We start from the raw sequence: 26,122 nt of genomic DNA, 5'->3' as shown, positions 1-26,122 counted from the left end.
GAAGATCGATTCATACACCACGTCCGTGGACGTGACCCTCCCCAAGCTGGGGTGTTGCGACGACCGCTAGAACGGAAGCATGGACGACCGGGGACTTACATTTTTGGTCGACCTCTGCCCATGCAGGTCGGTATCAGCGGGCCTTCCTCAGCGTGCTTCTGCCGAGCAGTTGGATGAGCCGGCGTTTGGTCGAGCAGCCTGTGCAGCGCGTCGGCCGTAGCCTGGCCGACCGGCACTCCAGCGCCGCACGCTCAAGAGCATGACGGCACGAAATGGCGCCCTAAGTTCCTGCCGCCGCGGAGCTCATTCCCATAGGGGGAGTGGGCGGCCGGCGCCGTTCTTCATGGCGGCGGTGTAGAGCGCCTGCGCGGCGGCGACATCCTGGACGGCGGTGCCGGTGGAGTCGAAGACCACGGTGTCGTCGGGGTGTTCGCGGCCGGTCTTCGTGCTCAGTACGATCTCGCCGAGCTCGGCCTTGACCGGTGTCTGCGGGCGGTGGTGCAACTCGCCGACCTCCGCGCACTGGTGGGTGACGTCGGTGATCAGGATGGCGGCGGCGAGCAGGTCGTCGTGGAGCTCGCGCTTGGCGGGCGCGTCGGAGCCCACCGCCGCCACCAGCGTGCCCGGCCGCACATCGCGCAAACCCAAGTAGGGGTCGGTGGAGGGGGTCAGGGTGACGACGACGGCGGCCTGCCGGGCGGCCTCGGCGGGAGTGCTGGTGGCCTCGGCGCCGTGTTGGGCGGCGAAGCGCGCGGTCTTGGCCGGGTCGCGGCCCCATACGAGGATTCGCTCGATCGGGCGGACCTCGCGGACGGCCGCGATGTGGGCAGCGGCCTGGGCGCCGGTGCCGAGTACGGCCAGCGTGGCGGCGTCCGGCACTGCCAGGTGGCGTACGGCCACGGCGGTGGCTGCGGCCGTGCGCAGCCGAGTGACCGTCGCCGATTCCAGGAACAGCAAGGGCTGGCCGTTGGCGGCGTCGAACAGGGCGATGACGCCGACGATGCTCGGCAGACCGAGCGTGGCGGGCCGGTCGTAGAAGCAGGCTCCGATCTTGACGGCGACAACGCCGCCGATCCCGGCGGCCTTGATGTGGAACTCGCCGGGCGGGCTGTCGAGGTGGGACAGGCGGCTGGGTGAGGTCTCGCCGTGGGCGTGGGCGGCGAAGGCGTCCTCGATGAGGTCGATGTAGTCGGAAGGGGTGAGCAGCCGCTCGATCTCCGACTGCGTGATCATGAGCATGCCGCGAAGCCCTTCTGGTTGCCGGTACGTCTCGGATGGTTCGTTCACCCAGAATACATGTATATCCAGTAGGAAATGTTGACTATGTCTTGATGTGCTCGTAGCTTCGTGGTCATGAGCCAGGCTGCGAACCTGACCCGGCGCCCGCACGTGGACCACGGCCACGTCGCCAGCGCGCAATGTCACTGATCACGAATCTCATCATCAACCCCCTTCCTCCCGCCGAGGAGTGATTCCGTGATCAAAATTGGAGGCGGCTCATGACGCTGCCCGAAGTGCAGGCGCCCTCCTTGCAGGACGTGGAGCGGCCGTTAGAGGTGGTGACGGCCCGTCGTCCGCTGCGGTGGCTGGCCGCCGCCTGCGTGCTCGTCGTGCTGGCGATGGTCGCCAGCGCCCTGGTGACCAACCCGGCCTGGGAATGGGACGTCGTCGGGCAGTACCTGTTCGCACCGTCGGTGGTGCGCTCGGTCCTGTTGACGCTGGAGCTGACCGCGCTGGGCATCGCGCTCGGGTTCGCCCTGGGCACGGTGCTGGCGCTGATGCGGCTCTCGCCGAACCGGCTGCTGTCGTCGGTGGCCTGGGGATATGTGTGGCTGTTCCGGTCGGTGCCGCTCATCCTGCAGCTGCTGTTCTGGTACAACCTGGCGCTGCTCTACCCGCGGCTGTCGGTGGGTGTGCCGTTCGGGCCCGAGTTCTTCGACTTCGGCACCATGGACCTGATCGGGCCGCTGACCGCGGCGGTGCTCGGGCTGGCGCTGCACCAAGCCGCGTACGCCGCCGAGATCGTCCGCGGCGGCCTGCTGTCGGTCGACCACGGGCAGCGGGAGGCGGCGGCCGCTTTGGGGCTGCCACCGGCGCGGCGGTTGTTCCGGATCATCCTGCCGCAGGCCATGCGGACCATCGTGCCCAACGCCGGCAACGAGATCATCGGCCTGGTCAAGGGCACCTCGGTGGTGTACATCATGGCGCTGCCCGAGCTGTTCTACCAGGTGCAGGTGATCTACAACCGCAATGGCAGGGTCATGGCGCTGCTGCTGGTCGCGGCCGTCTGGTACCTCATCCTGACCACCGCCCTGTCGATCGTCCAGCACTACGTGGAACGCCACTACGGCAAGGGGCGCGCATGAGCAGCCCCATGGTCGAGCTGCGCGGCGTGCACAAGAGCTTCGGCCCCCTGCACGTGTTGCGCGGTGTGGACCTGGACGTGCGCAAGGGGCAGGTCGTGGTGATCCTGGGCCCGTCGGGATCAGGGAAGTCCACGCTGCTGCGCACCATCAACCACCTGGAGAAGGTGGACCGCGGCTCGGTCCGCGTCGACGGCAGGCTGCTCGGCTACCGGCAGGTCGGCGACCGTCTGCACGAGCTGCCCGAACGGGAAGTGCTGCGGCAACGCACCGAGATCGGGTTCGTCTTCCAGGCGTTCAACCTGTTCCCGCACCTCACGGTCAGGCAGAACCTCGCGGAGGCGCCGCTGTCGGCCCAGCGCCGGCCGCGCGCCGAGGTCGAGCCGCTGGCCGAGCGACTGCTGGAGCGGGTGGGCCTGGCGGACAAGGCCGACGACTATCCCCGCACGCTCTCCGGCGGCCAGCAGCAGCGCGTCGCCATCGCCAGGGCGCTCGCGCTGGAGCCCAAGGTGCTGCTGTTCGACGAGCCGACCTCCGCGCTGGACCCCGAGCTGGTGGGCGAGGTGCTGGACGTCATCAAAGACCTCGCCCGCGGTGGGACCACGATGATCGTGGTCACCCACGAGATCGGATTCGCCCGCGAGGTGGCCGACACCGTGGTCTTCATGGACGCCGGCCGCATCGTCGAGCTTGGACCGCCCGCCCAGATCCTGGACGCCCCCGCCCACGAACGCACCCGCGCCTTCCTCAGCAAGGTTCTCTGACTCCTAAGGACACCAAGACATGCGCGCTTCGCTCGCGCGGGCCTTCGCTGTGCCCGCGCTCCTCCTCCTGACCGCCGCCTGTGGCGCCGAGCCCAACGTCACCGCCCCGTCAGCCACCACCGCCCCTGTGGTGGCGGGCAAGAAGATCAACCTCGGCCCGGACCAGCATCGGGTGCGGGCCGAGAAGGTGGACGCCATCGCGGCCCAGGTGCCGAAGGAGATCGCGGCCGACGGCAAGCTCACCGTCGGCTACAGCGGGACCAGCTCGCCGCCGCTGGTGTTCCCCGCCACCGACGACACCACCCTGATCGGCGTCGAGACCGACATCGCCCAGCTCGTGGCCGACGTGCTCGGCCTGGAGATCTCCCCGCAGACCAGCTCGTGGGAGAACCTCTTCCTGGCCAGCAAGTCCGGCAAGTACGAGGTCGTCTTCAACAACGTCACGGTCACCGAGGAGCGCAAGGACACCTACGACTTCGCGACGTACCGGATCGACCAGCTCGGCTGGCAGGTCCCCGAGAACAGCCCGATCAAGCAGATTGCCAAGCCCGCCGACATCGCCGGGCTGCGCGTCTCGGTCGGCTCCGGCACCAACCAGGAGAAGATCCTGCTCGACTGGGACAAGCAGAACAAGGACGCCGGGCTGAAACCTGTCGAGATCCTCTACTACGAGAAGTACGGCGACGTGCTGCTGGGGCTCAAGTCCGGCCGTATCCAGGCATACTTCGGACCGAACCCGGCCATCGCCTACAACATCGCCGTCAGCGGCGGGTCCAGGATCGTCGGCACGTTCTCCGGCGCCGGGCCTGACCTGCAGGGGCTCATCGCGGTCATGACCAAGAAGGACAACGGCCTGGTCAAGCCGCTCAACGAGGCGCTCAACACGGTGATCAAGAACGGCAAGTACAAGGAGGTACTCGAACGCTGGGGTCTGGCCAACGAGGCGATCCGCGAGTCGCAGATCAACCCGCCCGGCCTGCCGAGGCAGGAGTCGTGAGCGAGCTCACCGCGCACGTGAGGCTCGTCGGCATGGCGGACCCGGCCGCCGCGCCGCTGCTGGCCGGGCTGCACCAGGAGTACACCTCGCGGTACGGGCCCAACGACGAGCTGGTGAGGTATCCGGAGGCCGAGTTCGCGCCGCCGCACGGCGCGTTCCTGATCGTGGTGTCCGGCGGTGAGACGGTGGCCGGAGGCGCGTTCCGCCGCTACGACCCGGCGACCGCCGAGCTCAAGCGTGTCTGGACGCACCCGCGTCACCGCCGCGAAGGGCTCGGCCGCCTGGTCGTGCGCGAGCTCGAGCGGGAGGCGATGCGCCGCGGCTACCTCCGGGTCTTCCTGACCACGGGGCCGCGCCAGCCCGAAGCCGTGCGCCTCTATCTGGCCAGTGAGTACGAACCGCAGTTCGACGTGGCCGACCGCCCGACCACGGGCCCGCTCGCCTTCGTCAAAAATCTACAACTTCGCACGTGAAAGGGCCATATCGTATGCCTGCCTCCGCCCTCCTGCGACCCACGCTCGCCGTGCTTCTGCTGGCCGCCCTGACCGGATGTGCCGGAGGCGGCGGGCAACAGAAAGCCGCGGCGGCGCTCGCGGCCGACGCGCCCCCTGCCGACCTCCGTACCCAAGGGCACCAAGCTGATCATCGGAGACCCGCCTACCAAGGTGGCACTGCAGCTCTCCGGTGAGATCGACAAGTTCTCGTTCGACGTCGAGTGGGCCAACATCAGCGGCGGCCCGCAGACCAGCGAGGCGTTCCGGGCAGACGCGCTGGACGTCGGCGCGGTCGCCGAGATCCCTGCCATCCACGCGACCTGGACCGGCCTGCCCGTGAAGATCGTCGCCTCCAAGTTCCGCAAGGACCCGCTGCAGCACCCGACCTACGAGCTCGGCATCGCGCCGGGCGTGTCCGTGAAGACCCTCGCCGACCTGCGCGGCAAGAAGATCGCCTACAGCCCTGGCCAGGCGCAGGGCGCGCTCGTGCTCAAGGTGCTCACGCAGGCCGGGCTGACAAAGGACGACGTCAGCCTGGTGGAGCTGCCGAGCACCGGCGACGTCTATCCCAACGCGCTGGCCTCCAAGCAGGTGGACGTGGCGCCGATCGGCGGCGTCAACATCCGGCGGTACACCGCCAAGTTCGGCAAGGACGGCGGCACGACCATCCGCCACGGGCTCCGCGACGACCCGGGCCACCTGTACGTGCGCACGGCCACGCTCCAGGACCCGGCCAAGGCCGCCGCTATCCGCGAGTACGTCGCCGCCTGGGCCCGCGCCTCGCGCTGGGTCTACGAGCACCCCGAGGAGTGGATCGCGGGCTACTACGTCAAGGACCAGGGCCTTAGCGTCGCCGACGGCCGGTACCTGGTCGAGCTGGCGGGCGAGCCCGACATCCCCGCTGACTGTGAGTCGTCGCGAACCGGAATCTCAGGCTCATCAGCCCTAGAAACGAACAGCCGGACGGCATCCCCTAAAGCGGCCGCCGCCCAGCTGTATTTTCAGTCAGTCGCCCGCCGCCGGTTCGATGTCCAAGACCGCCTTGCCAGCGATGCGCCGGTTCAGCAATGCCTGGGCGGCCTCGGTGACGTGCTCCCACGATCCACGCCAGTCCACCTCCGGGGAAAGCCTCCCTGCGGCCACGAATTCCAGCAGGGTGGCCAGGTCGGGGCCGATCTCATGGATATCTCCGAACGTGCTCATCGTCTTGGGCGAGCCGATGAAGAACAGCGAGTACGGCGCAAACACCGCCGGCTCGTTGGACGCCCACCCGATGTTCTGCACGCCACCGCCCGGAGCGAGGAGTTCCCAGGCTGCGGCCAGCTGTGGTCCGCCGACGTTGTCGAGGATGAGGTCGACCGGCCGGTCGATGCCCTCCAGGCCGACCACCACTTCATGGGCGCCCAGTTCGGTCAGGCCGCTGGTGCGGTCCGCCGATCCCACCGAGGCGATGACATGGGCACCGCCCATGGCCGCCAATTGGACGGCGTATCGGCCGACGCCGCCGGCCGCGCCGGTGATCAGTACCCGTCGTCCCAGGATGGGCCGGGAGCGCAACGTGCGTAGTGCAGTGATGCCGGCCATCGGCAGCGCAGCAGCGTCGGCGAGGTCGACCTGGGCGGGGACTTCGGCCACCGCGGTGGTGTCCACAGCCATCCGCTGGGCCCACGCGCCGGTGCCGAATGCCGCGACTTTGGCGCCTACGGCCGGTCCGGTGCCGTCCGCCGCGGCACGTATGACGACACCCGCGGCGTCATAGCCGTGGACGGTTCCGGCCGGACGCCGGCCAGCGAACGCCACTTCGCCACGGTTGAGTGAGATGTGCCGCACCTCGAGCACCGCTTGATTGGGGGCGGGGTGGGGTTCGGCGACCGTCCCAAGACGCAGGGAACCGGGGACGCCGGGATCGACGACGAGCGCGCGCATGTTCACAGAGAACTCCTCCATAGGCAATCAATCGGACTCTCAGTCCGGTTAGCCCGTACGGTAGCATATGCGGACTGGCAGTCCGTATCAGCGGGGAGAACTAATGGCTCAACAGCGCACGGAACGTGCCGACGCGGTACGCAACCGCCGTGCGGTACTCCACGCGACTGAGCAGCTTCTGGCCGAAGGCGGCGGGGAGCATGTGTCGCTCGATCGCGTTGCCGCCCTTGCCGGAGTCGGGAAGGGCACCGTGTTCCGTCGTTTCGGCAGTCGCGCCGGACTGCTGCAGGCGCTGCTAGAGGAAAGGTCGCGCGGCCTGCGCGACGCGATCACGAACGGTCCTCCCCCTTTGGGGCCCGGAGGGCCTGTCCGAGAGCGACTGCTCGCCTTCCTGGACGGGCTGGGCGCGATCGCCGAAGGCAACGCAGTGCTGCTGTCTGCGCACGAGCAAGCCTGCGCCGAGGACAAGTACGGCGACCCCAGCTACCAATTTTGGCACCGCCACCTCTGCGCCCTGTTCGCCGAGGGAAGCCCCGATTTCGACGCCGGCTTCCTGGCCCACGCCGTGCTCGCCGTCTTCGACGGCGACCTGATCCGCCACATGACGTTGCCCGACGACCCTCGCCGATTCACCCGTTCAATCCAGCAGATCGCCACGGCACTTCTCGACCGTGACTGAACGTCGAGGTGTCCATCAATCGACTCTTTGATCTTGGGCAGATAGAGCTCCGGATACTGCTGCGGTGCGCTGTGCAAGGCGGTCGTCCCTGTTTTGGGCACACCGGCGAAACCGGCACCGTCGTCGCGCTCATCGAGGCCGGGTGGACGCTCGGCGACAGCCGCTTCGAGGAGGAGGCCGTGGCCGCGGCCGACCGGGTCGTCCGCGCGGCCCGCCCCTTGGACGGCGGACCCGGCTGGACGGGGGACCTCGCTCAGCGTGGTGACGGCGGGATCGTGCTCGGGCTGCTGCGCGCCGCCACCGCGCTGGGCGTGCCTGCGTATGAGGAGGTCGCGGTGGCGGCAGGGGAGCGCATCGCCGCCCTGGCCGTCCCCGGCTACATGGTTGGCGCAGCCGGCATCGGCGCGGCCCTGCAGTCGCGTCACGCGCGCCGGGTCATCCTCCTGCCCGACAGCCCGTTCCCCGCCATCTCCGTGCCGCCCGACCGGCTACGTGACGAGGATTACCCTCTAAACCAGTAGGAAATATTGACTTATTCGAGGCCGCGGCTTAGCGTCGTGGGTATGAGCCAGGGCTTCCTCCTGACCAGGCGCTCCCACGTGGACTTCGGCCACGTCGCCAGCGCGCAGTGTCGTTGATCACGGACCCGTAGTCGCCGAATACCACCCTCGTGCTCTCGGCGTGGCCGACGCCGTCCACGCCCTCGCCGACGACTTCCCTCTTCTCAGCGTCCCCCGGCAGCCGCCGAGGCGTCGCGTGAGCATGCCTTCTCCCGTGAGGAGCTCTCGTGATCGTGCCATCAGTGACACCCGGCCACCCTGTCCGCCTTCCGTATCGGACGGGGGTGCCCGCATGACCGACACGCTGCCCGACCGCGCCATCGCGGCCGACCAGTTCAGGCAAGCGCTCGCCGTGCACGCCAGCGGGGTCGTGGTCATCACCGCGCAGAGTGACGGCATCCCCGTCGGGCTCACGGCCACCTCCTTCTCCTCGGTCAGCCTCGAACCGCCCCTGGTCTCCTTCTACGTGGACCGTTCCTCCACCACCTGGCCGCAGCTTGGCGCCGCCGACCACTTCGCGGTCAACATCCTGGCCAGCGACCAGGCTGAGCTGGCGGCCCGCTTCGCCCGCAAGAGCATCGACCGGTTCGCCGCCCCCACCCGCTGGCGGGCAGGGCCGCTGGGCGCCCCGCTGCTGCAGGACGTCTCGGCGCACCTGATCTGCCTGCCCTACGAGCGGGCCGAGGTCGGCGACCACCTGCTGGTGGTCGGTCTGGTGGCGGAGGCGGACGTGCTCAGCCCCGGCCCCCCGCTCCTCTACCACCAGGGCCGCTTCGGCCGCTTCCTGGCTCATCCCGACTCCTGAACCCCGGAGGACCCGTGTCCATCTCCACGCAGACGCCGGCCTACGCGAGCTCCGTCGACCACACCGCGTACGGTTACTACGGCCCGGGCCGCCTGCACCTCTCACCGGACTGGAACCGCCCGATTTATCCCTTCCAGGGGCGCGTCACCGCCGACGGCTCCAGCGGCTTCCGCGCCGAGCCCGGCCGCTACCACCTGTACGTCGCCTGGGTCTGCCCCTACGCGCACCGCGCCGCGATCGTCCGCAAGCTCAAAGGTCTGGAAGACGTCGTCTCGCTGTCCTACGTGGACGACGAGCGCGACGGCCGGGGCTGGGCGTTCAGAGAACGCCGGGGCCCCGATCCGGTCAACGGCTTCACCCTGCTGGAGCAGGCGTACGAGACGACCGAGCAGGGCTACCTCGGCCACATCTCGGTCCCCGTGCTCTGGGACCGGGAGACCGGGAAGATCGTCAGCAACAACTTCCCCGACATCACGATCGACCTGGCCACCCAGTTCGAGCCGTGGGGTGACCCGTCCGTCGACCTCTACCCGGACGCGCTGCGCCCGGAGATCAACAAGCTGAACGGGTGGATCTACTACGACGTCAACACCGGCGTCTCCCGCGTGGCCCGGGCCACCACCGAGGCCGATCGCGAGCAGGAGCGTCACCGGGTCGTCGCGGCGCTGGAACGGCTGGACGAACGACTGGCCGAGCAGCGCTTCCTGACCGGCGACACGATCACCGAGGCCGATGTGCGGCTGTGGGTGACGCTGGCCAGGTTCGACGCCGAGAACAACCGCGGCCATCTCATCAGCGAGCGGGAGCTGAGCGACTTCGAGCACCTGTGGCCCTACGCCCGCGATCTCTATCAGCGGCCCGCCTTCCGGGAGACGACCGAGATCTTGCCCGCCGCCTGGGACGCGCCGCACGGGCGGGGCCGATGACGCGCAAGCAGGTCCACCTGGCTGCCCACTTCCCCGGCGTGAACAACACCACGGTCTGGACCGACCCCCGCTCCGGCAGTCAGATCGACTTCGCCTCGTTCGTCCAACTGGCCAGGACGGCCGAGCGCGGCAAGCTCGACTTCTTCTTCCTCGCCGAAGGGCTGCGGCTGCGCGAGCTCAAGGGCCGCATCCACGACCTCGACGTGGTCGGCCGCCCCGAGGCGCTCACCGTGCTCAGCGCCCTGGCAGCGGTGACGGACCGGCTCGGGCTCGCCGGCACCGTCAACGCCACCTTCAACGAGCCGTACGAACTGGCCAGGCGCCTGTCCACGCTCGACCACTTGAGCGAGGGCCGGGCCGCGTGGAACGTGGTGACCACCTCCGACGCCTTCACCGGCGAGAACTTCCGTCGCGGCGGATTCCTCGACCGCGCTTACAGGTACAAGAGGGCCACCGAGTTCCTTCGCCTCGCGCGCGAGCTGTGGGACTCCTGGCGGCCGGACGCGATCGCCGTCGACCCGGAGACCGGCACGTTCGTCCGGCCGGGTGCGATCGGAGCGGTGGAGCACTCCGGCGAGCACTTCACGGTCCAGGGCCAGTTCACCCTGCCGCGCAGCCCGCAGGGACGCCCCGTGATCATCCAGGCGGGCGACTCCGACGAGGGCCGCGAGTTCGCCGCCGCCAACGCCGACGTGATCTTCACCCCGCATGGCAGCCTGGAGGACGGCAAGCGGTTCTACGCCGACGTCAAACGCCGCCTGGCCAAGTACGGCCGCGGGCCCCACCAGCTCAAGATCATGCCCGGCGTGACGTTCGCGCTCGGCGACACCGAGGAGGACGCCGCCGAGAACGCCGCCCACATCCGGCGCCAGCAGGTCGGGCCGCAGACCGCGATCGCGTTCCTGGAGCAGGTGTGGGGTCGTGACATGTCGGCTTACGACCCAGAAGGACCGCTGCCCGACATCGAGCCGGACCTGTCGGAAGGCGTCTCCCAGGGCCGGGTGCCGATCAAGGACAGGGCGGGCGTAGCGGCCAAATGGCGGGCGCTGGCCGAGGAGAAGGGGCTGTCGATCCGTGAGCTGGTCATCGAGGTGACCGGGCGGCAGACGTTCATCGGCACCCCCGAGAGCGTGGCCCGGCTGATCGACGAGCACGTGCAGGCCGACGCCGCCGACGGCTTCATCCTCGTGCCGCACCTGACGCCCGGCGGGCTGGACGAGTTCGTAGACCGGGTGGTGCCGCTGCTGCAGGAACGCGGCGCCTTCCGTGCCGACTACACCGGCGCCACCCTCCGTGACCATTTGGAGCTCGCATGACGTTGCACCTGGCCGTGGCGCTGGACGCTGCGGGCTGGCACCCCGCCGCCTGGCGCGAGTCCCCGGCGGACGTCTTCTCGGCCCGCCACTGGGCGGGACTCGTGGCCGAGGCCGAGCGAGGGCTGCTCGACTTCGTCACCATCGAGGACGCCCTCGGAGTGCAGTCCACCCTGCCCGACGGCCCCGACGACCGCACCGACCAGGTGCGAGGCCGGTTCGACGCCGTGCTGCTCGCGGCCCGGCTGGCCCCGCTCACCAGCCGGATCGGGCTCGTGCCGACGGCCACCACCACCCACACCGAGCCCTTCCACGTGGCCATCGGCATCGCCACGCTCGACCACGTCAGCAATGGCCGGGCCGGGTGGCGGGCGCAGATCTCGCCGCGCAGTTCGGAGGCACGCCACTTCGGCCGCAGGGAGTTCCCGCCGATCGACCGCATCCTGAACCGCCCCGGCGGCGTGGACCTGTCCGCCGATCCGCGCATGCGCGACCTGTTCGCCGAGGCCGGCGACGTTGTGGAGGTGGCGCGGCGGCTCTGGGACAGCTGGGAGGACGACGCCGAGATCCGCGACGTGCCCACCGGGCGGTTCATCGACCGGGACAAGCTCCACTACATCGACTTCGCCGGCCGGTTCTTCTCGGTCAAAGGACCGTCGATCACCCCGCGCTCGCCGCAGGGCCAGCCGGTCGTGACCGCGCTCGCCCACGCGCGGCTGCCGTACGAGTTCGCTGCGAGCAGCGCCGACATCGTGTACGTCACGCCGCACTCGGCCGAGCAGGCCCGCGCCGTCGTCGAGGAGCTCAGAGAGCTGTCCGCCGAGCTGAAGATCTTCGCCGACCTGCTGGTCTTCCTGGGTGATGACGCGGCCTCACGCAAGGCGCGGCTCGACGAACTGGACGGGGCCGAGCTCGTCTCCGACGCCGCCGTCTTCACCGGCACCGCGCGGGAGCTGGCCGAGGTGCTGCTGGAGTGGCGGCGGACCGGGATCCAGGGCTTCCGGCTGCGGCCCGGCGCGCTGCCGCACGACCTGGAGCAGATCACCCGCGGGCTCACGGCGGAGCTGCGGGGACGCGGGGCCTTCCGGCACGCGTACGAGGCCGCCACCCTGCGCGGGCTGCTCGGCCTGCCGCGCCCCGCCAGCCGCTACGCGGAGGTGTCATGAAATTTCTGGCTATCACGTTGATCGTGCACAACGACGACAGATCGCCCACCGAGCGCTTCCGCGAGGTCGTCGAGAACGCGGTGCTGGCCGAGGAGCTCGGCTTCGACGGGTTCGGCGTGGGGGAGCGGCACGAGCGGCCGTTCATCTCCTCCTCGCCGCCGGTGGTGCTCAGCCACATCGCGGCCAGGACGTCCAGGATCCGGCTGTTCACCGCGGTCACCACGCTGAGCCTGCTGGACCCGGTGCGGGCGTTCGAGGACTACGCCACGCTCGACCACCTGTCGGAGGGCCGGCTGGAGCTGATCATCGGCAAGGGCAACGGCGCGGCGCAGGCCAAGCTGTTCCACGTCACGGCCGAGGACCAGTGGGAGCGCAACCGGGAGTCGTACGAGCTGTTCCGCCGCCTGTGGCGGGAGGACAAAGTCACCTGGGAGGGCCGCTTCCGGCCGTCGCTCACCGAGGCCGAGACCTGGCCGCGGCCGCTGCAGCGGCCGATCCGGGTCTGGCACGGCAGCGCCACCAGCAAGGAGTCGGTGGACCTGGCCGCCCGCTACGGCGATCCGCTGTTCTCCGCCAACGTCACCAATCCGATCGACCCCTACGCCGAGCTGATCGACCACTACCGGGAACGCTGGGCGCACTACGGGCACGACCCGGCCGACGCGCTGGTGGGGGCCGGGACGGCGGGTTACTACGCGGCCCGCACCTCGCAGAAGGCCATCGCGACGTACCGTCCGCTCTATGACGCCCGCGTGGCGTTCCAGCGCAGGCTTGGCCTGCCGATCGTCTTCCCCACGCTGGAGGACGCCATCGAGCGCAGCTCGATCCTGGTCGGCAGCCCGCAGCAGATCATCGACAAGGTGCTGCGCTACCACAAGCGGTTCGGGCACGAGGTCATGCACCTGCACGCCGACGCCGACGGGCTCACCCCCGAGCAGCACCGGAACGCGCTGGAGCTGTTCCAGACCGAGATCGCGCCCGCGCTGAGGGCGGAGATCCCCAGCAGGCCGTTCCCCGGAGGTGCCGCGTGACGCTGTCCATTCTCGACCTCGCCCCAATCGTGTCGGGAGGCACGGCGGGCGACGCACTGCGCAACACCATCGACCTCGCCCGCCGGGCCGAGGAGCAGGGATACCGCCGCTACTGGCTGGCCGAGCACCACTTCGCGCCCGGCGTGGCCAGCTCGGCCCCGGCCGTTCTGATCGCCCTGGTGGCGGCAGCCACGTCCACGATCCGGGTGGGGTCGGGGGCTGTGCAACTCGGGCACCAGACGCCGCTGTCGGTGGTCGAGCAGTTCGGACTCATCGACGCGCTGTACCCGGGCCGGATCGACCTCGGCATCGGGCGCTCGGGGCAGCGCCGCGCGGAACTGGCCAAGGGCGCGACCGTAGAGAAGAAGGACGCCAGGATCGTGGACGGGCTGCTCATCCCGCCGCCGTTCGACTGGTCGCGACTCGCCAAGCACCCCCAACTGGCTCACTATGCGACGCTGCTCCAGCAGCCGGGCGCCCAGACGCCGGACTTTGCCGACCAGATCGACGACGTGCTGGCCTTCCTCCACGGCACACACCAGGCGCACGCCATACCCGGTGATGGGGCCAACGTGCAGGTGTGGATCCTGGGCAGCAGCGGCGGGCAGAGCGCCCAGGTCGCCGGCGAGCGCGGGTTGCCGTTCGCGGCCAATTACCACGTCAGCCCGTCCAGCGTGCTGGAGGCGGTGGAGGCCTACCGGGAGGCGTTCAAGCCGTCGGACGCGCTGGCCGAACCGTACGTGATCGTCTCGGCGGACGCGGTCGTCGCCGAGAGCGAGGCCAGGGCCCACGAGCTGGCCAAGGGGTACGGCCTGTGGGTCCGCAGCATCAGGACCGGGGCCGGCGCGATGCCGTACCCGACGCCGGAGCAGGCCGACGCCCACGTCTGGACGGACGCCGACCGGGAACTGGTCAAGGACCGCCTCGACACGCAGTTCGTCGGCTCGCCGGAGCAGGTGGCCGGGCGGCTGCGCGTGCTGCGCCGGGTGACCGGGGCCGACGAACTGCTCGTCACCACCATCACCCACGACCACGAAGACCGTGTGCGCTCGTATGAGCTGCTCGCCGACGCCTGGGACCGCCCGTGAAGCGCCTGATCCCCGCCCTCCTGCTGGCCGTCGCCGCGTGCGGCGCGCAGCCCGCCCAAACCGCCCAGGCCACCACGCTCACCTGGGCCATCGAGACGCAACCCATCACGTTCAACCCCCAGCTGTGGGCACAGAACAAGGCCAGGCTGTTGGTGTTCAACCAGTTCGACGCGCTGCTGTCGAAGGCCGAGGACGGCACGTTCCGGCCCTGGCTGGCCAAGGCGTGGAAGGTGTCGGACGACGGGCTGACCTACAACCTCAACCTGCGCGACGACGTGACCTTCCACGACGGCACGAAGTTCGACGCCGCCGCAGTCAAGGCAAACCTCGAGCAGTTCGGGGTGCCCGGCTACAACCCGGCGGTGGCCGCGATCCAGCTCAAGGCCTTCGACAAGGCGGAGGTCGTGTCGCCGTACCAGCTGAAGATCACACTCAAGGAGCCGGACGCGTTGTTCCTCGACTTCCTCGCCTCGCCCTACGCCGGGCAGGTCTCGCCGAAGTCGCTCAAGAGCGCCAAGGACCTCAAGTTCGGCGGGCCCGACCTGGTCGGCACCGGGCCGTTCATCCTGGACCGGTACGTCCAGGGCCAGGAGATCCACTACCGCCGCAACCCCGCCTACAACTGGCCCCCCGCCGGGGCAGCACACCAGGGCCCCGCCCACCTGTCCGAGATCACCTACCGATTCCTGCCCGAGGCCGCGGTCCGCGTCGGCGCGCTCACCTCCGGCCAGGTGCAGGTCATCGAGGGCGTCCCCGCCACCGAGGTCGGCCTCATCAAGAAGGACCCGACCCTGACCCTGCAGACCGCCCTGAACTCCGGCACCGCCTACTCCTACTACTTCAACACCTCCCACGCCCCCTTCGACGACCAGCGTGTGCGGGAGGCGTTCCGCGAGGCCGTGGACGTGGACGCCGTGCTGAAGTCCGTCTACCAGGGCACCGCCACCAGGGCGTGGAGCATCGTCGGCAAGCGGAGCACCTTCTACGACGCCACCCTGGAGAACACCTTCGGCGGCGACGTGGCCAAGGCCAACGCCCTGCTCGACGCGGCCGGCTGGAAGGAGCGCGACGCGGAGGGCTACCGGGTCAAGGACGGCAAGCGACTCACGGTACGCGAGGTCGCCTCCGCGCCCTTCGTCCGGGACCGCAGGGACGTCCTCGCGCAGGCCATCCAGGCCCAGGTCAAGCAGAACGCCGGCATCGATTTCCAGGTCAAGATCGTGGATCAGGGCAGCGCCCAGAAGGCTCTGGACGAGAACGCGTACGAGCTCTTCGGCAACTCCCGCGGCGATTCCGACGCGGGCGCCGCACTCAACCTCATCCTGCCGGCCAAGGGCGCCATCAACCGCACCCGCTTCGCCGACCCTCAGGTGGACAAGTGGCTCGCCACCGCCTCCGCCACCTCCGACCAGGCCGAGCGCAAGCAGCTCTACGCCAAGGCCCAGCGCGCGGCCGTGGTGGACAACGCCATCGTGTTCCCGCTCTACATCCCCGCCGACCAGATCGCCGCGCACAAGAGCGTGCAGGGCCTCGGCTTCGACCCCGCGTCCGGCACCCCCGCGAGCGCGTACAACGTGCGGATCGGCACATGATCAAGCGACTGGCGACCGGGCTGGCGGTGCTGTGGGCCGCCGCCACCACTTCGTACGTCGCACTGCTGCTCGCCCCCGGCGACACCGTCGACATCCTGGTCGGCGACGGCCCCGACACCCCGGAGATCAGAGCGAAGATCATCACCGAGTGGGGGCTCGACCGGCCCGAGATCGTGCAGTACCTGTCCTACCTGTGGCGGCTGCTCCACGGCGACCTCGGGCGCTCCTACCAGCTGCAGCGCGGCGTCGGCGAGATCCTCGCCACCCAGGTGGGCCCGACCGCGCAGCTCACGCTCGCCGCGGCGGCCACGGGCGTGGCGCTCGCGGGGGTCATCGCGATCGTCACAGCGGGGAGAGGGCGGTGGCTGCGCGGCGCCGCCTCCGCGGCCGAGCTCGTGTCGGTGTCGGTGCCGCCCTTCCTCATCGGGATCGTGCTGCTGTCGGTGTTCTCGTTCACGCTCGGCTGGTTCCCCGTCTCCGGGGCGCAGGGAGCGCGGGCGCTGGTGCTGCCCGCGCTCGCGCTCGGCCTGCCCATCGCCGGCGTGCTCGGCCAAGTGCTGCGCGGCGGGCTCGAACGGGCCCTTGAACAGCCGTTCGCGGTGACGGCCAGGGCGCGCGGGCTCACCGAACGCTCCCTCGTCGCCCGGCACGCCCTGCGGCACGCGCTGATCCCCGCGGTGACATTGGCCGGGTGGTTAACCGGGACGCTGCTGGGCGGCGCGGTGATCACCGAGGTGCTGTTCGGGCGGCCCGGGCTCGGCCAGGTGGCCATGCAGGCGGTGACCGGCCGGGACATGCCCGTGGTGATGGCCGTCGTGCTGCTGTCGGCGGTCGTGTACGTCACCATCAGCACGCTGCTCGACCTGGCCTACCGCGTCATCGACCCCCGGATACGGGCTGACCGGTGATGCGCGTGCTCACCCCCGGGGAATCCAGCCCCGCCCCCACGTCCTTGCGCCGCCCTGCCCGCCGCCACCTCGTCCTGAGCGCGTCCACCGACCTGCGCCTGCTCGTGCCGATGGCCCTTCTCGTCCTCCTCGCCGCGGCGGTGGCCGCACCCGGACTGCTCACGAACGCCGATCCGCTGGCCGCCGACCCGCTGAACGCGCTCGCCCCGCCCGGCGGCGCCCACTGGTTCGGCAGCGACCACCTCGGCCGCGACGTGCTGGCCAGGGTCGTCTATGGAGCCCGCCACTCCATCAGCATCGGCGTCGCCGCCACCGCCCTGGCAGTCACCGCCGGCGTGCTGCTCGGCCTGGCCGCCGGGCTGTCGCCGAAATGGCTCGACGAGGCGCTGGCCCGCTCGTTCGACGTGCTGTCCACCCTCCCCGAGCTGCTGCTCGCCCTGCTCGTCGTGGCCATCACCGGCCCGGGCACCGGCAACGTCATCTTCGCCATCGCCGTCGCCCAGATTCCCAACTACGCCCGCGTGATCCGCGCCCAGACCTTCGTCGTCCGCCACTCCGGCTACGTCGAGCAGGCGCTCACCTTCGGCCGCTCTCGCCTGGCGATCATCGCCGGGCACGTGCTGCCCAACGTGCTCGGTCCGATCTCCGTGCTGGCCACCATCGGCCTCGGCCAGGCCGTGATCGCCAGCTCCGGGCTCAGCTTCCTCGGCATGGGACCTCAGCCGCCGGCCGCCGAGTGGGGCGCGATGCTCTCCGAGGCCCGCAACTACCTGCGGGTCGCCTGGTGGGAGGCACTCTTCCCGGGCCTGGCGATCACGCTCACCGTCGTCTGCCTGACCGTCATCGGCCGCCGCCTGCAACGCCGCTTCGAGGGGAGAACACCATGACCTCGCTGGTTACCGTGGAGGACCTGCGCGTGAGCTTCGGCCACGCCGAGGTCGTACGCGGCGTCTCCCTGGCGGTCGAGTCCGGCGAGTGCGTGGCCATCGTCGGCGAGTCCGGCTCCGGCAAGAGCGTCACGGCACGGACCCTGCTCGGCCTGACCGGACCCGGCTCGACCGTGCGGGCCTCGGCCTTCCGCGTCTCCGGCCGGGACGCCCTCGCCTTCACCCCCGGCGACTGGCGGCGGCTGCGCGGCGGGTTCGCCGGTCTCGTCCTGCAGGACGCACTGGTTTCGCTCGACCCGCTGCGCACCGTGGGCGCCGAGATCGCCGAGGTGCTCACCGTGCACGACGTCGTGCCCCGGGCCCGCCGCGCGGAGCGGGTGCTGGAGTTGCTCGACGCGGTGGGCATACCGGATCCGGCGACCCGGGTCGGGCAGTACCCGCACCAGCTCTCCGGTGGGCTGCGGCAGCGGGCGCTGATCGCCTCCGCCATCGCCGCCGACCCCGAGCTGATCATCGCCGACGAGCCCACCACCGCGCTTGACGTCACCGTCCAGGCCCAGATCCTGCGGCTGCTCGCCGAACGCAAGGCCGCCGGGACCGCGATACTGCTGATCAGCCACGACCTGGCCGTCGTCGGCTCGATCGCCGACCGCATCCTGGTCATGAAGGACGGGCAGGTCGTGGAGGAGGGGCCCGCCCGGGAGGTGCTGGCCGCGCCCGCGCACGACTACACCTGCGCGCTGCTGGCCGCCGTCCCGTCCGCCGCCTCCCGCGGCACCCGCCTCACCACCGGTACCCCGCGCACCCGCCCCGCCCCCGGCTCCTCGGTCCAAGTCCTCGCCGGAGCCGGGCTCACCCGCTCCTACGGCCCGCGCCGCGTCGTGGACGACGTCTCCTTCGCCCTCGACCAGGGCGAGACCTTGGGCGTCGTCGGCGAGTCCGGCTCGGGCAAGACCACGCTGGCCCGCCTCGCCCTCGGCCTGCTCGAACCCGACACCGGCCAGGTCACCCTGCACCAGCGGCCATGGAGCCACCAGCTCGAACGCGCCCGCCGCCCGCTCCGCCCCAGGATCCAGCTCATCTCCCAGAACCCGCTCGACTCCTTCGACCCCCGCCACACCGTCGGCCGTCTGATCGCCGAGCCGCTGCGCCTGCCTCGGGCGGAACGCCGCGAACGCGTACACGACCTGCTTGCCCGCGTCGGCCTACAGCCCGAGACGGCCGCCCGGCATCCCCGTGAGCTGTCCGGCGGCCAGCGCCAGCGCGTCGCCATCGCCCGCGCCCTCGGCCCCCGCCCCGACGTGCTCGTCTGCGACGAACCCGTCTCCGCGCTCGACGTCTCCATCCAGGCCCAGGTCCTCGACCTGCTCGCCGACATCCAGGCCGAGTACGGCACCGCGATGGTGTTCATCTCCCACGACCTGGGCGTCGTCCACCACGTCGCCGACCGCGTGCTGGTCATGAAGGATGGCCGCGTCGTGGAGGAAGGCGACGTCGACGACGTGTTCACCCAGCCCCGCCACCCCTACACGCAGGCGTTGGTCGCCGCCGTGCCCCGCGTCGAGTTCTCCACTATTTAGGTAGATATACTGCTTTAGCCAAAAGCGTTCATGAAAGGGCGGGCGCCGTACACGAGCTTGCTGTCGCCCTGCGCCGTTCCGGCAGTGCCCCCGCCGCCACAGGCGTCGAGGAGGCCCACGACGGTGAGCATGACGGCGGCGAACAGCGGTCTGGATGGAGACATCGAAGGCAGCCATCCCGGGGGCACCGCCAAGACCTCGTCCGCTTGGACGTCACCCGGATTCGGACTGGGTAACGGCTGCGGCGAGGGCGGCTTCGTAGATGGTGCGGCGTGCCATTTCGCTGCCGCGAGGTGGCAGATCTTGTGGCGTCCGGAGATTAGCCGCTGCTCGCAGACGGTGTGTGCGTAACGCAAGGTGGCGCAATCTTACCGTTATCCCACTTTACCTACTCAATTGCTAGGTTATTGCTTGTGTCCAGGTAGGGAGGTGGAGATGGGACAGATCGGGGCCGCGCGGCACCGCGCCGACCGTGCCAGGCAGGTGGCCGATCTGCTCAGGCGCCAGATCGTGCACGGGATCTTCCCCCACGGCAGGCTGCCGCCGGAGGCGGCGCTGGCGCGTGAGTTCGGCGCCTCCCGCAACACGGTGCGCGACGCCCTGCGCCTGCTGCACGAGGAAGGGCTGGTCGAGCGCTGCCCCGGAGTGGGGACCACGGTCGCGGGCGAGAAGTACCCGCACGGCCTGCATCAGCTGCTCGGCCTCGCCGAGACGCTGCACGAGCACGGACAGGTGACCAACCAGGTCAGGACCATGACCCTGATCCAGCCGCCCGCCGCCGTGAGCACCCGGCTCGGCCTGTCCTCGGGCGAGTCGGTCGTCTATCTCGAACGGCTCCGCCGTCTCAACGGCCTGCCGCTCTCGCTGGACCTGACCTACCTGGCCCGCGACGTCGGTGAACCGCTGTTCGACGCGGACCTGGCACACAACGACATCTTCGTGCTGCTGGAGAAGATCGCCGGCCAGCAGCTCGGCACGGCCGACCTCACGCTGGAGGCGGTCAACGCCGACCCACATACGGCAACCGTGCTCGAAGCGCCGCGCGGCGCCGCGCTGCTCATGGTCGAGCGGCTCACCCACCTGGCCGACGGCCGGCCGGTCGACCTGGAGTTCATCCGCTTCAGAGGCGACCGGCTGACCATGCGCGGACATCTCGACCGCGCCACTGACCAGGAGGAGCGATGGCCCTGATCAACCAGCGGGTCGAGGTGCCCGTGACCATCGACGAGGCGCTGTGCATCGACGGCTGCACGCTCTGCGTCGAGGCCTGCCCGCTGGACTCCCTGGCGATCCACGAGGAGACCGGCAAGGCCTACATGTACGTCGACGAGTGCTGGTACTGCGGTCCCTGCGCGGCCAGGTGCCCTGTGGACGCGGTCACCATCAACATCCCCTACCTGCTGCGATGAGGAAAGCGACCATGCGCATCGTTCTGGCGGCCCTCGCCCTGGTCGCCGCCGCCGGCTGCTCGGTGGCCGGGGCGGCGGGCGGCACGGGCAAGACGAAGCTGGTCATCGGCTACCAGTCGAAGACCATCAACACGGTCACGGCGGGCACGCTGCTGCGCTCGCTCGGCTACCTGGAGAAGCGGCTCGGCGACAAGTACGCCGTCGAGTGGCAGGACTACGACACCGGCGCGCCCATCACCGCCAAGATGGTCGCAGGAAAGATCGACATCGGCTCGATGGGCGACTATCCGCTGCTGATCAATGCCTCCCGTACCCAGAACGTTCCCGCCGCGCGTACGGAGCTGATCTCCATCACCGGCTACAACCTGCGTGGCGGTCTCAACATGGTCGTCGTCCCGCCCGCGTCCAACGCGAGGACGCTGGCCGACCTGAAGGGGACCAAGGTCTCGGCCAGCGTCGGCTCCGCTGGGCACGGCACCCTGGTGCAGGCCCTGGAGAAGGCCAAGGTCACTGGGGTCGAGGTGGTCAACCACCAGCCCGCCGTCGGCGCCTCGCAGCTCGAGTCGGGCGGCGTCCAGGCGTACGCGCAGTTCGTCGCCTGGCCCGGCCTGCTCGTCTTCCAGGACAAGGGCCGCCTGCTCTACGACGGCTCCGCGCTGGACGTGCCGACCTTCCACGGCGTGGTGGTGCGCCAGGCGTACGCGAAGGAGCATCCCGACGTGGTGGACGCCTTCCTCAAGGCGCAGATCGACGCCACCCGCTATCTGCACGAGCACCCGCTGGCGGCGGCGGAGTCCGTGGCGAAGGTCACCGGCCTGCCTCCCGAGGTCGTCTACCTCTACAACGGGCCCGGCGGCATCTCCACCTTCGACGTCATGCTCAAGCCGCAGCTCAAGGCGGCGCACGAGCACGACGTGCCGTACCTGAAGCGCATCGGCACCGACTTCGGCGGCGTCGACGTCTCCGCCTTCGTCAACGACTCCTACCTGCGCAAGGCCTACGGTCCGGCGTACGACAAGGACGTGGCCTCCACGGCGAACCCCGCCCGGATCACCGGCACCGACCCCGTGTGCGGCGGCGCGGCCGGGGACCCGAGGACCGCGTCGGAGCTGTGGCTCGAAGGCGCCGCCACGACGCAGCCCGCGGCCAGCCCCACCTGCCTGCTCCGCCAGATCGCCGCCGCCAAGTCCAAGGTGCGCGCCGCCTACGTCCCCGACACGGTCACCGGCACCCGCTGGTTCGCCGACCACGCGGTGTGGCTGAAGGAGGGGGCGAACTTCCTCCCCTTCACCACGCAGGACGGCGCCGACGCCTACCGGGCCGGCCATCCGAAGGCCGAGCCCATCACGTACGACGCCGCGCTCAAGGAGGCCGGCGCATGAGCAGGAGATGGGTCATCAGGGTGGCCTCCGTTCTGGCGGCGGCCGGGCTGTGGCAGGCGCTCACCGCCGCGGACGCCCGGCTGTGGCTCAGGTTCGATCGGCTGCCCACCCTCGACGAGATCGCGGGTGAGGCCGTCCGGCAGCTCGTCACTCCGGTCTTCGCGCTGGACCTGCTGCAGAGCCTGATTCGCATCCTCACCGGGTTCGGCCTGGCCACGATCGCGGGCATCGCCGCCGGTGTGGCGCTCGGGAGGTCGCCGCGCACCCGGGATGTGCTGTTGCCGCTGCTGGAGGCGGTCCGCCCCATCCCGGCGATCGCGCTCGTCCCGGTGGCGATCCTGCTGTTCCCGACCGACGAGCAGGGCATCGTGTTCATCACCTTCGTGGCCGCCTTCTTCCCGATCCTGGTCAGCACCCGGCACGCCGTCCGGGCGCTGCCCACGCTCTGGGAGGACGCCGTCAGGACGCTCGGCGGCCGGCGCCTGCACGTGCTGTGGCACGTTGTGCTGCCGGGGATCCTGCCGGGGGTGTTCGGCGGGTTGTCGGTCGGCATGGGTGTGTCGTGGATCTGCGTGATCTCGGCCGAGATGATCTCCGGCGAGTTCGGGGTCGGGTACCGGACGTGGCAGGCGTACACGCTGGTGGACTATCCCGGAGTGATCGTCGGGATGGTCACCATCGGCCTGCTCGGCTGGCTGACCTCGGCCGCCGTGGAGCTGGCCGGGCGGCGGGTCACCCGCTGGCTGCCGAGAGCTCAGGAAGGCACGTCATGACCGCGGTGGTGCCCAGGGTCCGCACGGCACCGGCGGCCGGGCTCGGCTTCGCCCTGGAGGGGCTGTCCCTCGGCTACGGTCGCGACCTGGTCGTGCGCGAGGTCGATCTGCGGATCGTGCCGGGCGAGGTGCTGGTCGTGGTGGGCGCGTCGGGCTCGGGCAAGTCCACGCTGCTGCGGGCACTGGCGGGGCTGCTGCCGCCGGTCGGCGGGGTCGTCCGCGCCGACGGCGCCGAGGTCACCGGCACCTCGGCCGAACGCGCCATGGTCTTCCAGGATGACGGGCTGCTGCCGTGGCGGACCGTCCTGCGGAACGTCGAGCTGCCCCTGCGCATCCGCAAGGTGGGCAGGCGGGAGCGCGCCGCCGCGGCGCGGGACTGGATCGAGCGCGTGGGCCTGACCGGGGCCGCGGACAGACTGCCGCGCGAGCTGTCCGGCGGCATGCGTCAGCGCGTGCAGCTCGCCCGCGCTCTCGTGGCTGCGCCGCGCGCGGTGCTGATGGACGAGCCGTTCGGCGCGCTCGACGCCCAGACCCGGGCCCAGATGCAGCGCCTGCTGCTCGACGTGCTGCGTGACACCCAGGCGACGGTCGTCTTCGTGACCCATGACGTGGACGAGGCGCTGCTGCTCGCCGACCGCGTCGCGGTACTCGGCGGCCACGGCGTCCGCGCGGTGTTCGGCGTGCGCGGGGTGGACGAGCACGCACACGCCGGGTTGCGCGACAGGATCGTGAAGGAGCTGTAGATGGAGATCCCCTCGATCGAGGACCGCCTCCACTTGGAGTGCGAGGTTCTCGTCGTCGGCGGAGGCACCGCGGGCACGATGGCCGCCATCACCGCGGCGGAGCGAGGCGCGCGCGTGCTGCTGCTGGAGAAGGCGCACGTGCGCCACAGCGGCGCCCTGGCCATGGGCATGGACGGCGTCAACAACGCGGTCATTCCCGGCAAGGCCACGCCCGAGGACTACGTAGCCGAGATCACCAGGGCCAACGACGGGGTCGTCAACCAGAAGACGATCTACCAGACCGCCACCAGGGGCCACGACATGGTCCGGCGGCTGGAGCGCTACGGCGTCAAGTTCGAGAAGGACGAGTACGGTGAGTACGCCGTGCGCCGCGTTCACCGCTCGGGCAGCTACGTGTTGCCCATGCCGGAGGGCAAGGACGTCAAGAAGGTTCTGTATCGGGTGCTGCGCCGTCGGGACATCCGGGAGAAGGTCCGCATCGAGAACCGGGTGATGCCGGTCAGGGTGCTCACCTCCGGCGGCCGGGCGGTCGGCGTGGCGGGGTTCGACACCAGGTCCGGGCGGTTCGTCACGGTGAGCGCCGGCGCGGTCATCATCGCCACCGGCGCGTGCGGCCGCCTCGGCCTGCCCGCCAGCGGCTACCTGTACGGGACCTACGAGAACCCGGCCAACGCGGGTGACGGCTACGCCATGGCCTACCACGCCGGCGCCGAGCTCAGCGGCATCGAATGCTTCCAGATCAACCCGCTGATCAAGGACTACAACGGCCCGGCCTGCGCGTACGTGGCCAACCCCTTTGGCGGCTATCAGGTCAACAACGAGGGGGAGCGGTTCGTCGACTCCGACTACTGGTCGGGCCAGATGATGGCCGAGGTCGCCGCCGAGATCGCCTCGGCCCGCGGCCCGATCTACCTCAAGCTCACCCATCTGCCGGAGGAGTCCGTCTCGGCGCTGGAGAACATCCTGCACACCACCGAGCGACCCACCCGCGGCACCTTCCACGCCGGGCGTGGCCACGACTACCGCACCCACGACGTGGAGATGCACATCTCGGAGATCGGCCTGTGCGGCGGCCACTCGGCCTCCGGGGTGTGGGTGGACGAGAACGGGGCGACGACCGTGCCCGGCCTGTACGCGGCCGGCGACCTGGCCTGCGTGCCGCACAACTACATGATCGGCGCGTTCGTCTTCGGCGACCTGGCCGGCGCCCACGCCGCCGCCCACGCCACCGTGCCGGACATGCTGCCGGAGGACCAGATCGCCGACGCCCATGCGCTGGCCTACCGGCCGCTGCGTCATCCGGACGGGCCGCCTCAGCAGCAGGTCGAGTACAAGCTGCGCCGCTTCGTCAACGACTACGTGACGCCGCCCAAGACGGCCGCCAAGCTGGAGATCGCCCTGGAATCCTTCGAGCGGATGCGCGAGGAGATCGCCGGGATGGGCGCGCGTACCCCGCACGAGCTCATGCGCTGCGTGGAGGTCGACTTCATCCGGGACTGCGCCGAGATGGCCGCGCGCGCCTCGCTCACCCGTACCGAGAGCCGCTGGGGCCTGTACCACGAGCGGGCCGACCTGCCCGCCCGCGACGACGCCGCCTGGCTGTTCCACCTGAACCTGCGCAAGCGCGGCGACGGCGCGATGGAGTTCGTCAAGCGCCCGGTGGAGCCCTACCTGGTGCCCGTCCCCGAGTTCGCCCCGGCCGCCGCCGAACCGGTGACTCTGGGCGCGCACACCGCCACCACCATGCGGCGGGTCGCCGCCACACGCGCCGACCGGACTGCTGTCGGCCGCTCACCCCGCATCCTGGAACTGCACCGGCTGGCCGAGGAGCAGCCCACCGCGGCACAGCTCACTCCCTACCTGTCCGACCCCGACCCCAAGGTCAGGCGGGCCGCCATCGCCACACTCACCGAGATCGTCCCCGAGGGCGCCGGCGCGGCGCTGGCCGCCGCGCTCGGAGACGCCCACGGCACGGTGCGGCGGGCCGCGGCCACCGCGCTGAAGGAACTGGTCGAGGTCCTGCCCGCCACGTCGGAACTCGGTGCGGCCCTGGCCGGTCGGCTCGGCGGAGAGGACGCCGTGGTCCGGGCGTGCGCGCTCGACGTCCTGCGCGCCCTTCGGCTCGGCGACCGGCAGACCTTCGCTGCCGGCCTGGCCGACACCGACCGGCGGGTACGCATCGAGGCGATCCGCGGGCTGGTGTCCCTGGACGAGGCCGACCTCGTGGCCGCGGCCGCCACGGACCCGTCGCGGGAGGTCCGGGTGTGGACGGCCAAAGGGCTGGGCCTCATCGGCAAGCCGTCCGCCGCGCTGGCGGCCCTGGCCGCCGACCCTGACCCGCTCGTGCGCGCCGCCGCGCTGGAGGCCTCCGGCGCGACAGGCTCCCCGCTGGAGACCCAGGCCGCGCAGGCGATCCACGACCCCGACTGGCAGGTACGTGTCGGAGCGGTCCGCTGCCTGGCCGTCGCGGATGCAGACGTCGCGTCGGGGCCGCTCGTCGGCGCGCTCGCGGACGCCAACCTCGACGTACGCAAGGCGGCCGTGCTCGCACTGTCGCACTGGGCGGGCAGGCCCGAGGTGGCCGCCGCGCTGAGTGCCGCCCTGTCGGACCCGGACGCCGACGTCCGCGCCCACGCCCGCAGTGCGACCGCCGGCGGGAGCGGGTCCCGAGCTGCGGGAGCGCGTTCGGAAGGCCGACGTTGACGAAATGATCGTCGATGGCGCTCGCAGAGCCCG

At 70.6% G+C, this 26,122-nt stretch carries 25 protein-coding genes and 1 pseudogene; 23 read left to right on the top strand and 3 right to left on the bottom strand.

Annotated elements, in window-relative coordinates; all coding sequences use genetic code 11:
* Positions 1-303: 303 nt before the first annotated feature.
* Positions 304-1,287, bottom strand: a complete 984-nt coding sequence (locus tag ACTWPT_RS41085; RefSeq protein ID WP_443182946.1) for an ornithine cyclodeaminase family protein — start codon at positions 1,285-1,287, stop codon at positions 304-306.
* Positions 1,288-1,499: 212 nt separating this feature from the next.
* On the opposite strand from ACTWPT_RS41085, the gene ACTWPT_RS41080 reads away from it, so the two are divergent.
* The 5 genes and pseudogenes from ACTWPT_RS41080 to ACTWPT_RS41060 form a co-directional block, all read left to right on the top strand.
* Positions 1,500-2,366 (top strand): amino acid ABC transporter permease, encoded by an 867-nt coding sequence (locus ACTWPT_RS41080; RefSeq protein WP_443182945.1) that lies wholly within the window; start codon positions 1,500-1,502, stop codon positions 2,364-2,366.
* Positions 2,363-3,127, top strand: coding sequence for an amino acid ABC transporter ATP-binding protein (locus ACTWPT_RS41075; RefSeq protein WP_443182944.1), 765 nt, complete (start codon positions 2,363-2,365; stop codon positions 3,125-3,127). Before ACTWPT_RS41080 ends, ACTWPT_RS41075 begins: the two co-directional genes overlap by 4 nt.
* Positions 3,128-3,146: 19 nt before the next feature.
* Entirely contained in the window at positions 3,147-4,124 is a 978-nt protein-coding gene (locus ACTWPT_RS41070; RefSeq protein ID WP_443182943.1) for an ABC transporter substrate-binding protein, read from the top strand.
* Positions 4,121-4,597, top strand: a complete 477-nt coding sequence (locus ACTWPT_RS41065; protein WP_443182942.1) for a GNAT family N-acetyltransferase — start codon at positions 4,121-4,123, stop codon at positions 4,595-4,597. Before ACTWPT_RS41070 ends, ACTWPT_RS41065 begins: the two co-directional genes overlap by 4 nt.
* 78 nt (positions 4,598-4,675) lie before the next feature.
* Positions 4,676-5,368, top strand: a pseudogene (locus ACTWPT_RS41060) (ABC transporter substrate-binding protein); the annotation flags it as partial.
* Between the two features lie 255 nt (positions 5,369-5,623).
* Here ACTWPT_RS41060 and ACTWPT_RS41055 read toward each other — a convergent pair.
* Entirely contained in the window at positions 5,624-6,088 is a 465-nt protein-coding gene (locus ACTWPT_RS41055) for a zinc-binding dehydrogenase (protein ID WP_443182989.1), read from the bottom strand.
* A 559-nt stretch (positions 6,089-6,647) separates the two neighbouring features.
* Between ACTWPT_RS41055 and ACTWPT_RS41050 the strand changes: the two genes are divergently transcribed.
* The 12 genes from ACTWPT_RS41050 (at position 6,648) to ACTWPT_RS40995 (ending at position 19,079) form a co-directional block, all read left to right on the top strand.
* On the top strand, positions 6,648-7,223 hold the full coding sequence (locus tag ACTWPT_RS41050; RefSeq protein ID WP_443182941.1) for a TetR/AcrR family transcriptional regulator: 576 nt from the start codon (positions 6,648-6,650) through the stop codon (positions 7,221-7,223).
* A gap of 71 nt (positions 7,224-7,294) precedes the next feature.
* Complete coding sequence (locus ACTWPT_RS41045; RefSeq protein WP_443182940.1) at positions 7,295-7,744, top strand: hypothetical protein; 450 nt, start codon at positions 7,295-7,297, stop codon at positions 7,742-7,744.
* A gap of 331 nt (positions 7,745-8,075) precedes the next feature.
* On the top strand, positions 8,076-8,588 hold the full coding sequence (locus ACTWPT_RS41040) for a flavin reductase family protein (RefSeq protein WP_443182939.1): 513 nt from the start codon (positions 8,076-8,078) through the stop codon (positions 8,586-8,588).
* Between the two features lie 14 nt (positions 8,589-8,602).
* On the top strand, positions 8,603-9,514 hold the full coding sequence (locus ACTWPT_RS41035; RefSeq protein WP_443182938.1) for a glutathione S-transferase C-terminal domain-containing protein: 912 nt from the start codon (positions 8,603-8,605) through the stop codon (positions 9,512-9,514).
* The gene (locus tag ACTWPT_RS41030; RefSeq protein WP_443182937.1) at positions 9,511-10,830 is read left to right on the top strand and encodes an NtaA/DmoA family FMN-dependent monooxygenase; all 1,320 of its coding nucleotides are present in this window, start codon (positions 9,511-9,513) and stop codon (positions 10,828-10,830) included. The genes ACTWPT_RS41035 and ACTWPT_RS41030 overlap by 4 nt, the downstream gene beginning before the upstream one ends.
* Positions 10,827-11,993, top strand: coding sequence for an LLM class flavin-dependent oxidoreductase (locus ACTWPT_RS41025; protein ID WP_443182936.1), 1,167 nt, complete (start codon positions 10,827-10,829; stop codon positions 11,991-11,993). Before ACTWPT_RS41030 ends, ACTWPT_RS41025 begins: the two co-directional genes overlap by 4 nt.
* Positions 11,990-13,024: an LLM class flavin-dependent oxidoreductase gene (locus tag ACTWPT_RS41020; RefSeq protein WP_443182935.1), complete on the top strand. Its 1,035-nt coding sequence runs from the start codon at positions 11,990-11,992 to the stop codon at positions 13,022-13,024. The genes ACTWPT_RS41025 and ACTWPT_RS41020 overlap by 4 nt, the downstream gene beginning before the upstream one ends.
* Entirely contained in the window at positions 13,021-14,112 is a 1,092-nt protein-coding gene (locus tag ACTWPT_RS41015; protein WP_443182934.1) for an LLM class flavin-dependent oxidoreductase, read from the top strand. Before ACTWPT_RS41020 ends, ACTWPT_RS41015 begins: the two co-directional genes overlap by 4 nt.
* Complete coding sequence (locus tag ACTWPT_RS41010) at positions 14,109-15,704, top strand: ABC transporter substrate-binding protein (protein WP_443182933.1); 1,596 nt, start codon at positions 14,109-14,111, stop codon at positions 15,702-15,704. Before ACTWPT_RS41015 ends, ACTWPT_RS41010 begins: the two co-directional genes overlap by 4 nt.
* Positions 15,701-16,612, top strand: coding sequence for an ABC transporter permease (locus ACTWPT_RS41005; RefSeq protein WP_443182932.1), 912 nt, complete (start codon positions 15,701-15,703; stop codon positions 16,610-16,612). The genes ACTWPT_RS41010 and ACTWPT_RS41005 overlap by 4 nt, the downstream gene beginning before the upstream one ends.
* Complete coding sequence (locus tag ACTWPT_RS41000; protein ID WP_443182931.1) at positions 16,612-17,499, top strand: ABC transporter permease; 888 nt, start codon at positions 16,612-16,614, stop codon at positions 17,497-17,499. The genes ACTWPT_RS41005 and ACTWPT_RS41000 overlap by 1 nt, the downstream gene beginning before the upstream one ends.
* Positions 17,496-19,079, top strand: coding sequence for a dipeptide ABC transporter ATP-binding protein (locus ACTWPT_RS40995; protein WP_443182930.1), 1,584 nt, complete (start codon positions 17,496-17,498; stop codon positions 19,077-19,079). Before ACTWPT_RS41000 ends, ACTWPT_RS40995 begins: the two co-directional genes overlap by 4 nt.
* A gap of 14 nt (positions 19,080-19,093) precedes the next feature.
* Here the strand turns inward: ACTWPT_RS40995 and ACTWPT_RS40990 are convergent, their stop codons facing one another.
* Complete coding sequence (locus ACTWPT_RS40990; RefSeq protein WP_443182929.1) at positions 19,094-19,243, bottom strand: hypothetical protein; 150 nt, start codon at positions 19,241-19,243, stop codon at positions 19,094-19,096.
* Positions 19,244-19,514: 271 nt separating this feature from the next.
* On the opposite strand from ACTWPT_RS40990, the gene ACTWPT_RS40985 reads away from it, so the two are divergent.
* Genes ACTWPT_RS40985 through ACTWPT_RS40960 form a run of 6 tightly spaced genes read left to right on the top strand, consistent with a single transcriptional unit; the run spans position 19,515 to position 26,089 of the window.
* Complete coding sequence (locus tag ACTWPT_RS40985) at positions 19,515-20,270, top strand: GntR family transcriptional regulator (RefSeq protein WP_443182928.1); 756 nt, start codon at positions 19,515-19,517, stop codon at positions 20,268-20,270.
* Positions 20,261-20,488 (top strand): 4Fe-4S dicluster domain-containing protein, encoded by a 228-nt coding sequence (locus ACTWPT_RS40980; protein ID WP_443182927.1) that lies wholly within the window; start codon positions 20,261-20,263, stop codon positions 20,486-20,488. The genes ACTWPT_RS40985 and ACTWPT_RS40980 overlap by 10 nt, the downstream gene beginning before the upstream one ends.
* A gap of 11 nt (positions 20,489-20,499) precedes the next feature.
* Entirely contained in the window at positions 20,500-21,870 is a 1,371-nt protein-coding gene (locus ACTWPT_RS40975; RefSeq protein WP_443182926.1) for an ABC transporter substrate-binding protein, read from the top strand.
* Positions 21,867-22,643 (top strand): ABC transporter permease, encoded by a 777-nt coding sequence (locus ACTWPT_RS40970; RefSeq protein ID WP_443182925.1) that lies wholly within the window; start codon positions 21,867-21,869, stop codon positions 22,641-22,643. Before ACTWPT_RS40975 ends, ACTWPT_RS40970 begins: the two co-directional genes overlap by 4 nt.
* Positions 22,640-23,386 carry an ABC transporter ATP-binding protein gene (locus ACTWPT_RS40965; RefSeq protein WP_443182924.1) on the top strand — a complete coding sequence of 249 codons (747 nt, stop codon included), beginning with the start codon at positions 22,640-22,642 and terminating at the stop codon, positions 23,384-23,386. Before ACTWPT_RS40970 ends, ACTWPT_RS40965 begins: the two co-directional genes overlap by 4 nt.
* Positions 23,387-26,089, top strand: coding sequence for a fumarate reductase/succinate dehydrogenase flavoprotein subunit (locus ACTWPT_RS40960; RefSeq protein WP_443182923.1), 2,703 nt, complete (start codon positions 23,387-23,389; stop codon positions 26,087-26,089).
* Positions 26,090-26,122: the final 33 nt, after the last annotated feature.

This window comes from Nonomuraea sp. 3N208, from assembly GCF_052245935.1.
Taxonomy (GTDB): domain Bacteria; phylum Actinomycetota; class Actinomycetes; order Streptosporangiales; family Streptosporangiaceae; genus Nonomuraea.
The sequence above is the reverse complement of the archived record's forward strand: the minus strand, read 5'-3'. Positions and strand labels throughout refer to the sequence as shown.

Excerpts from the sequence above, each read along its gene's own strand:
- ACTWPT_RS40975 (WP_443182926.1), top strand. The coding sequence starts at position 20,500 with ATGCGCATCGTTCTGGCGGCCCTCGCCCTGGTCGCCGCCGCCGGCTGC.
- ACTWPT_RS40965 (WP_443182924.1), top strand. The coding sequence starts at position 22,640 with ATGACCGCGGTGGTGCCCAGGGTCCGCACGGCACCGGCGGCCGGGCTC.
- ACTWPT_RS40980 (WP_443182927.1), top strand. The coding sequence starts at position 20,261 with ATGGCCCTGATCAACCAGCGGGTCGAGGTGCCCGTGACCATCGACGAG.
- ACTWPT_RS40960 (WP_443182923.1), top strand. The coding sequence starts at position 23,387 with ATGGAGATCCCCTCGATCGAGGACCGCCTCCACTTGGAGTGCGAGGTT.
- ACTWPT_RS41020 (WP_443182935.1), top strand. The coding sequence starts at position 11,990 with ATGAAATTTCTGGCTATCACGTTGATCGTGCACAACGACGACAGATCG.
- ACTWPT_RS41055 (WP_443182989.1), bottom strand. The coding sequence starts at position 6,088 with ATGGGCGGTGCCCATGTCATCGCCTCGGTGGGATCGGCGGACCGCACC.
- ACTWPT_RS40995 (WP_443182930.1), top strand. The coding sequence starts at position 17,496 with ATGACCTCGCTGGTTACCGTGGAGGACCTGCGCGTGAGCTTCGGCCAC.
- ACTWPT_RS40990 (WP_443182929.1), bottom strand. The coding sequence starts at position 19,243 with ATGTCTCCATCCAGACCGCTGTTCGCCGCCGTCATGCTCACCGTCGTG.
- ACTWPT_RS41000 (WP_443182931.1), top strand. The coding sequence starts at position 16,612 with ATGCGCGTGCTCACCCCCGGGGAATCCAGCCCCGCCCCCACGTCCTTG.
- ACTWPT_RS41030 (WP_443182937.1), top strand. The coding sequence starts at position 9,511 with ATGACGCGCAAGCAGGTCCACCTGGCTGCCCACTTCCCCGGCGTGAAC.
- ACTWPT_RS40970 (WP_443182925.1), top strand. The coding sequence starts at position 21,867 with ATGAGCAGGAGATGGGTCATCAGGGTGGCCTCCGTTCTGGCGGCGGCC.
- ACTWPT_RS40985 (WP_443182928.1), top strand. The coding sequence starts at position 19,515 with ATGGGACAGATCGGGGCCGCGCGGCACCGCGCCGACCGTGCCAGGCAG.
- ACTWPT_RS41005 (WP_443182932.1), top strand. The coding sequence starts at position 15,701 with ATGATCAAGCGACTGGCGACCGGGCTGGCGGTGCTGTGGGCCGCCGCC.
- ACTWPT_RS41025 (WP_443182936.1), top strand. The coding sequence starts at position 10,827 with ATGACGTTGCACCTGGCCGTGGCGCTGGACGCTGCGGGCTGGCACCCC.
- ACTWPT_RS41040 (WP_443182939.1), top strand. The coding sequence starts at position 8,076 with ATGACCGACACGCTGCCCGACCGCGCCATCGCGGCCGACCAGTTCAGG.
- ACTWPT_RS41075 (WP_443182944.1), top strand. The coding sequence starts at position 2,363 with ATGAGCAGCCCCATGGTCGAGCTGCGCGGCGTGCACAAGAGCTTCGGC.
- ACTWPT_RS41050 (WP_443182941.1), top strand. The coding sequence starts at position 6,648 with ATGGCTCAACAGCGCACGGAACGTGCCGACGCGGTACGCAACCGCCGT.
- ACTWPT_RS41070 (WP_443182943.1), top strand. The coding sequence starts at position 3,147 with ATGCGCGCTTCGCTCGCGCGGGCCTTCGCTGTGCCCGCGCTCCTCCTC.
- ACTWPT_RS41080 (WP_443182945.1), top strand. The coding sequence starts at position 1,500 with ATGACGCTGCCCGAAGTGCAGGCGCCCTCCTTGCAGGACGTGGAGCGG.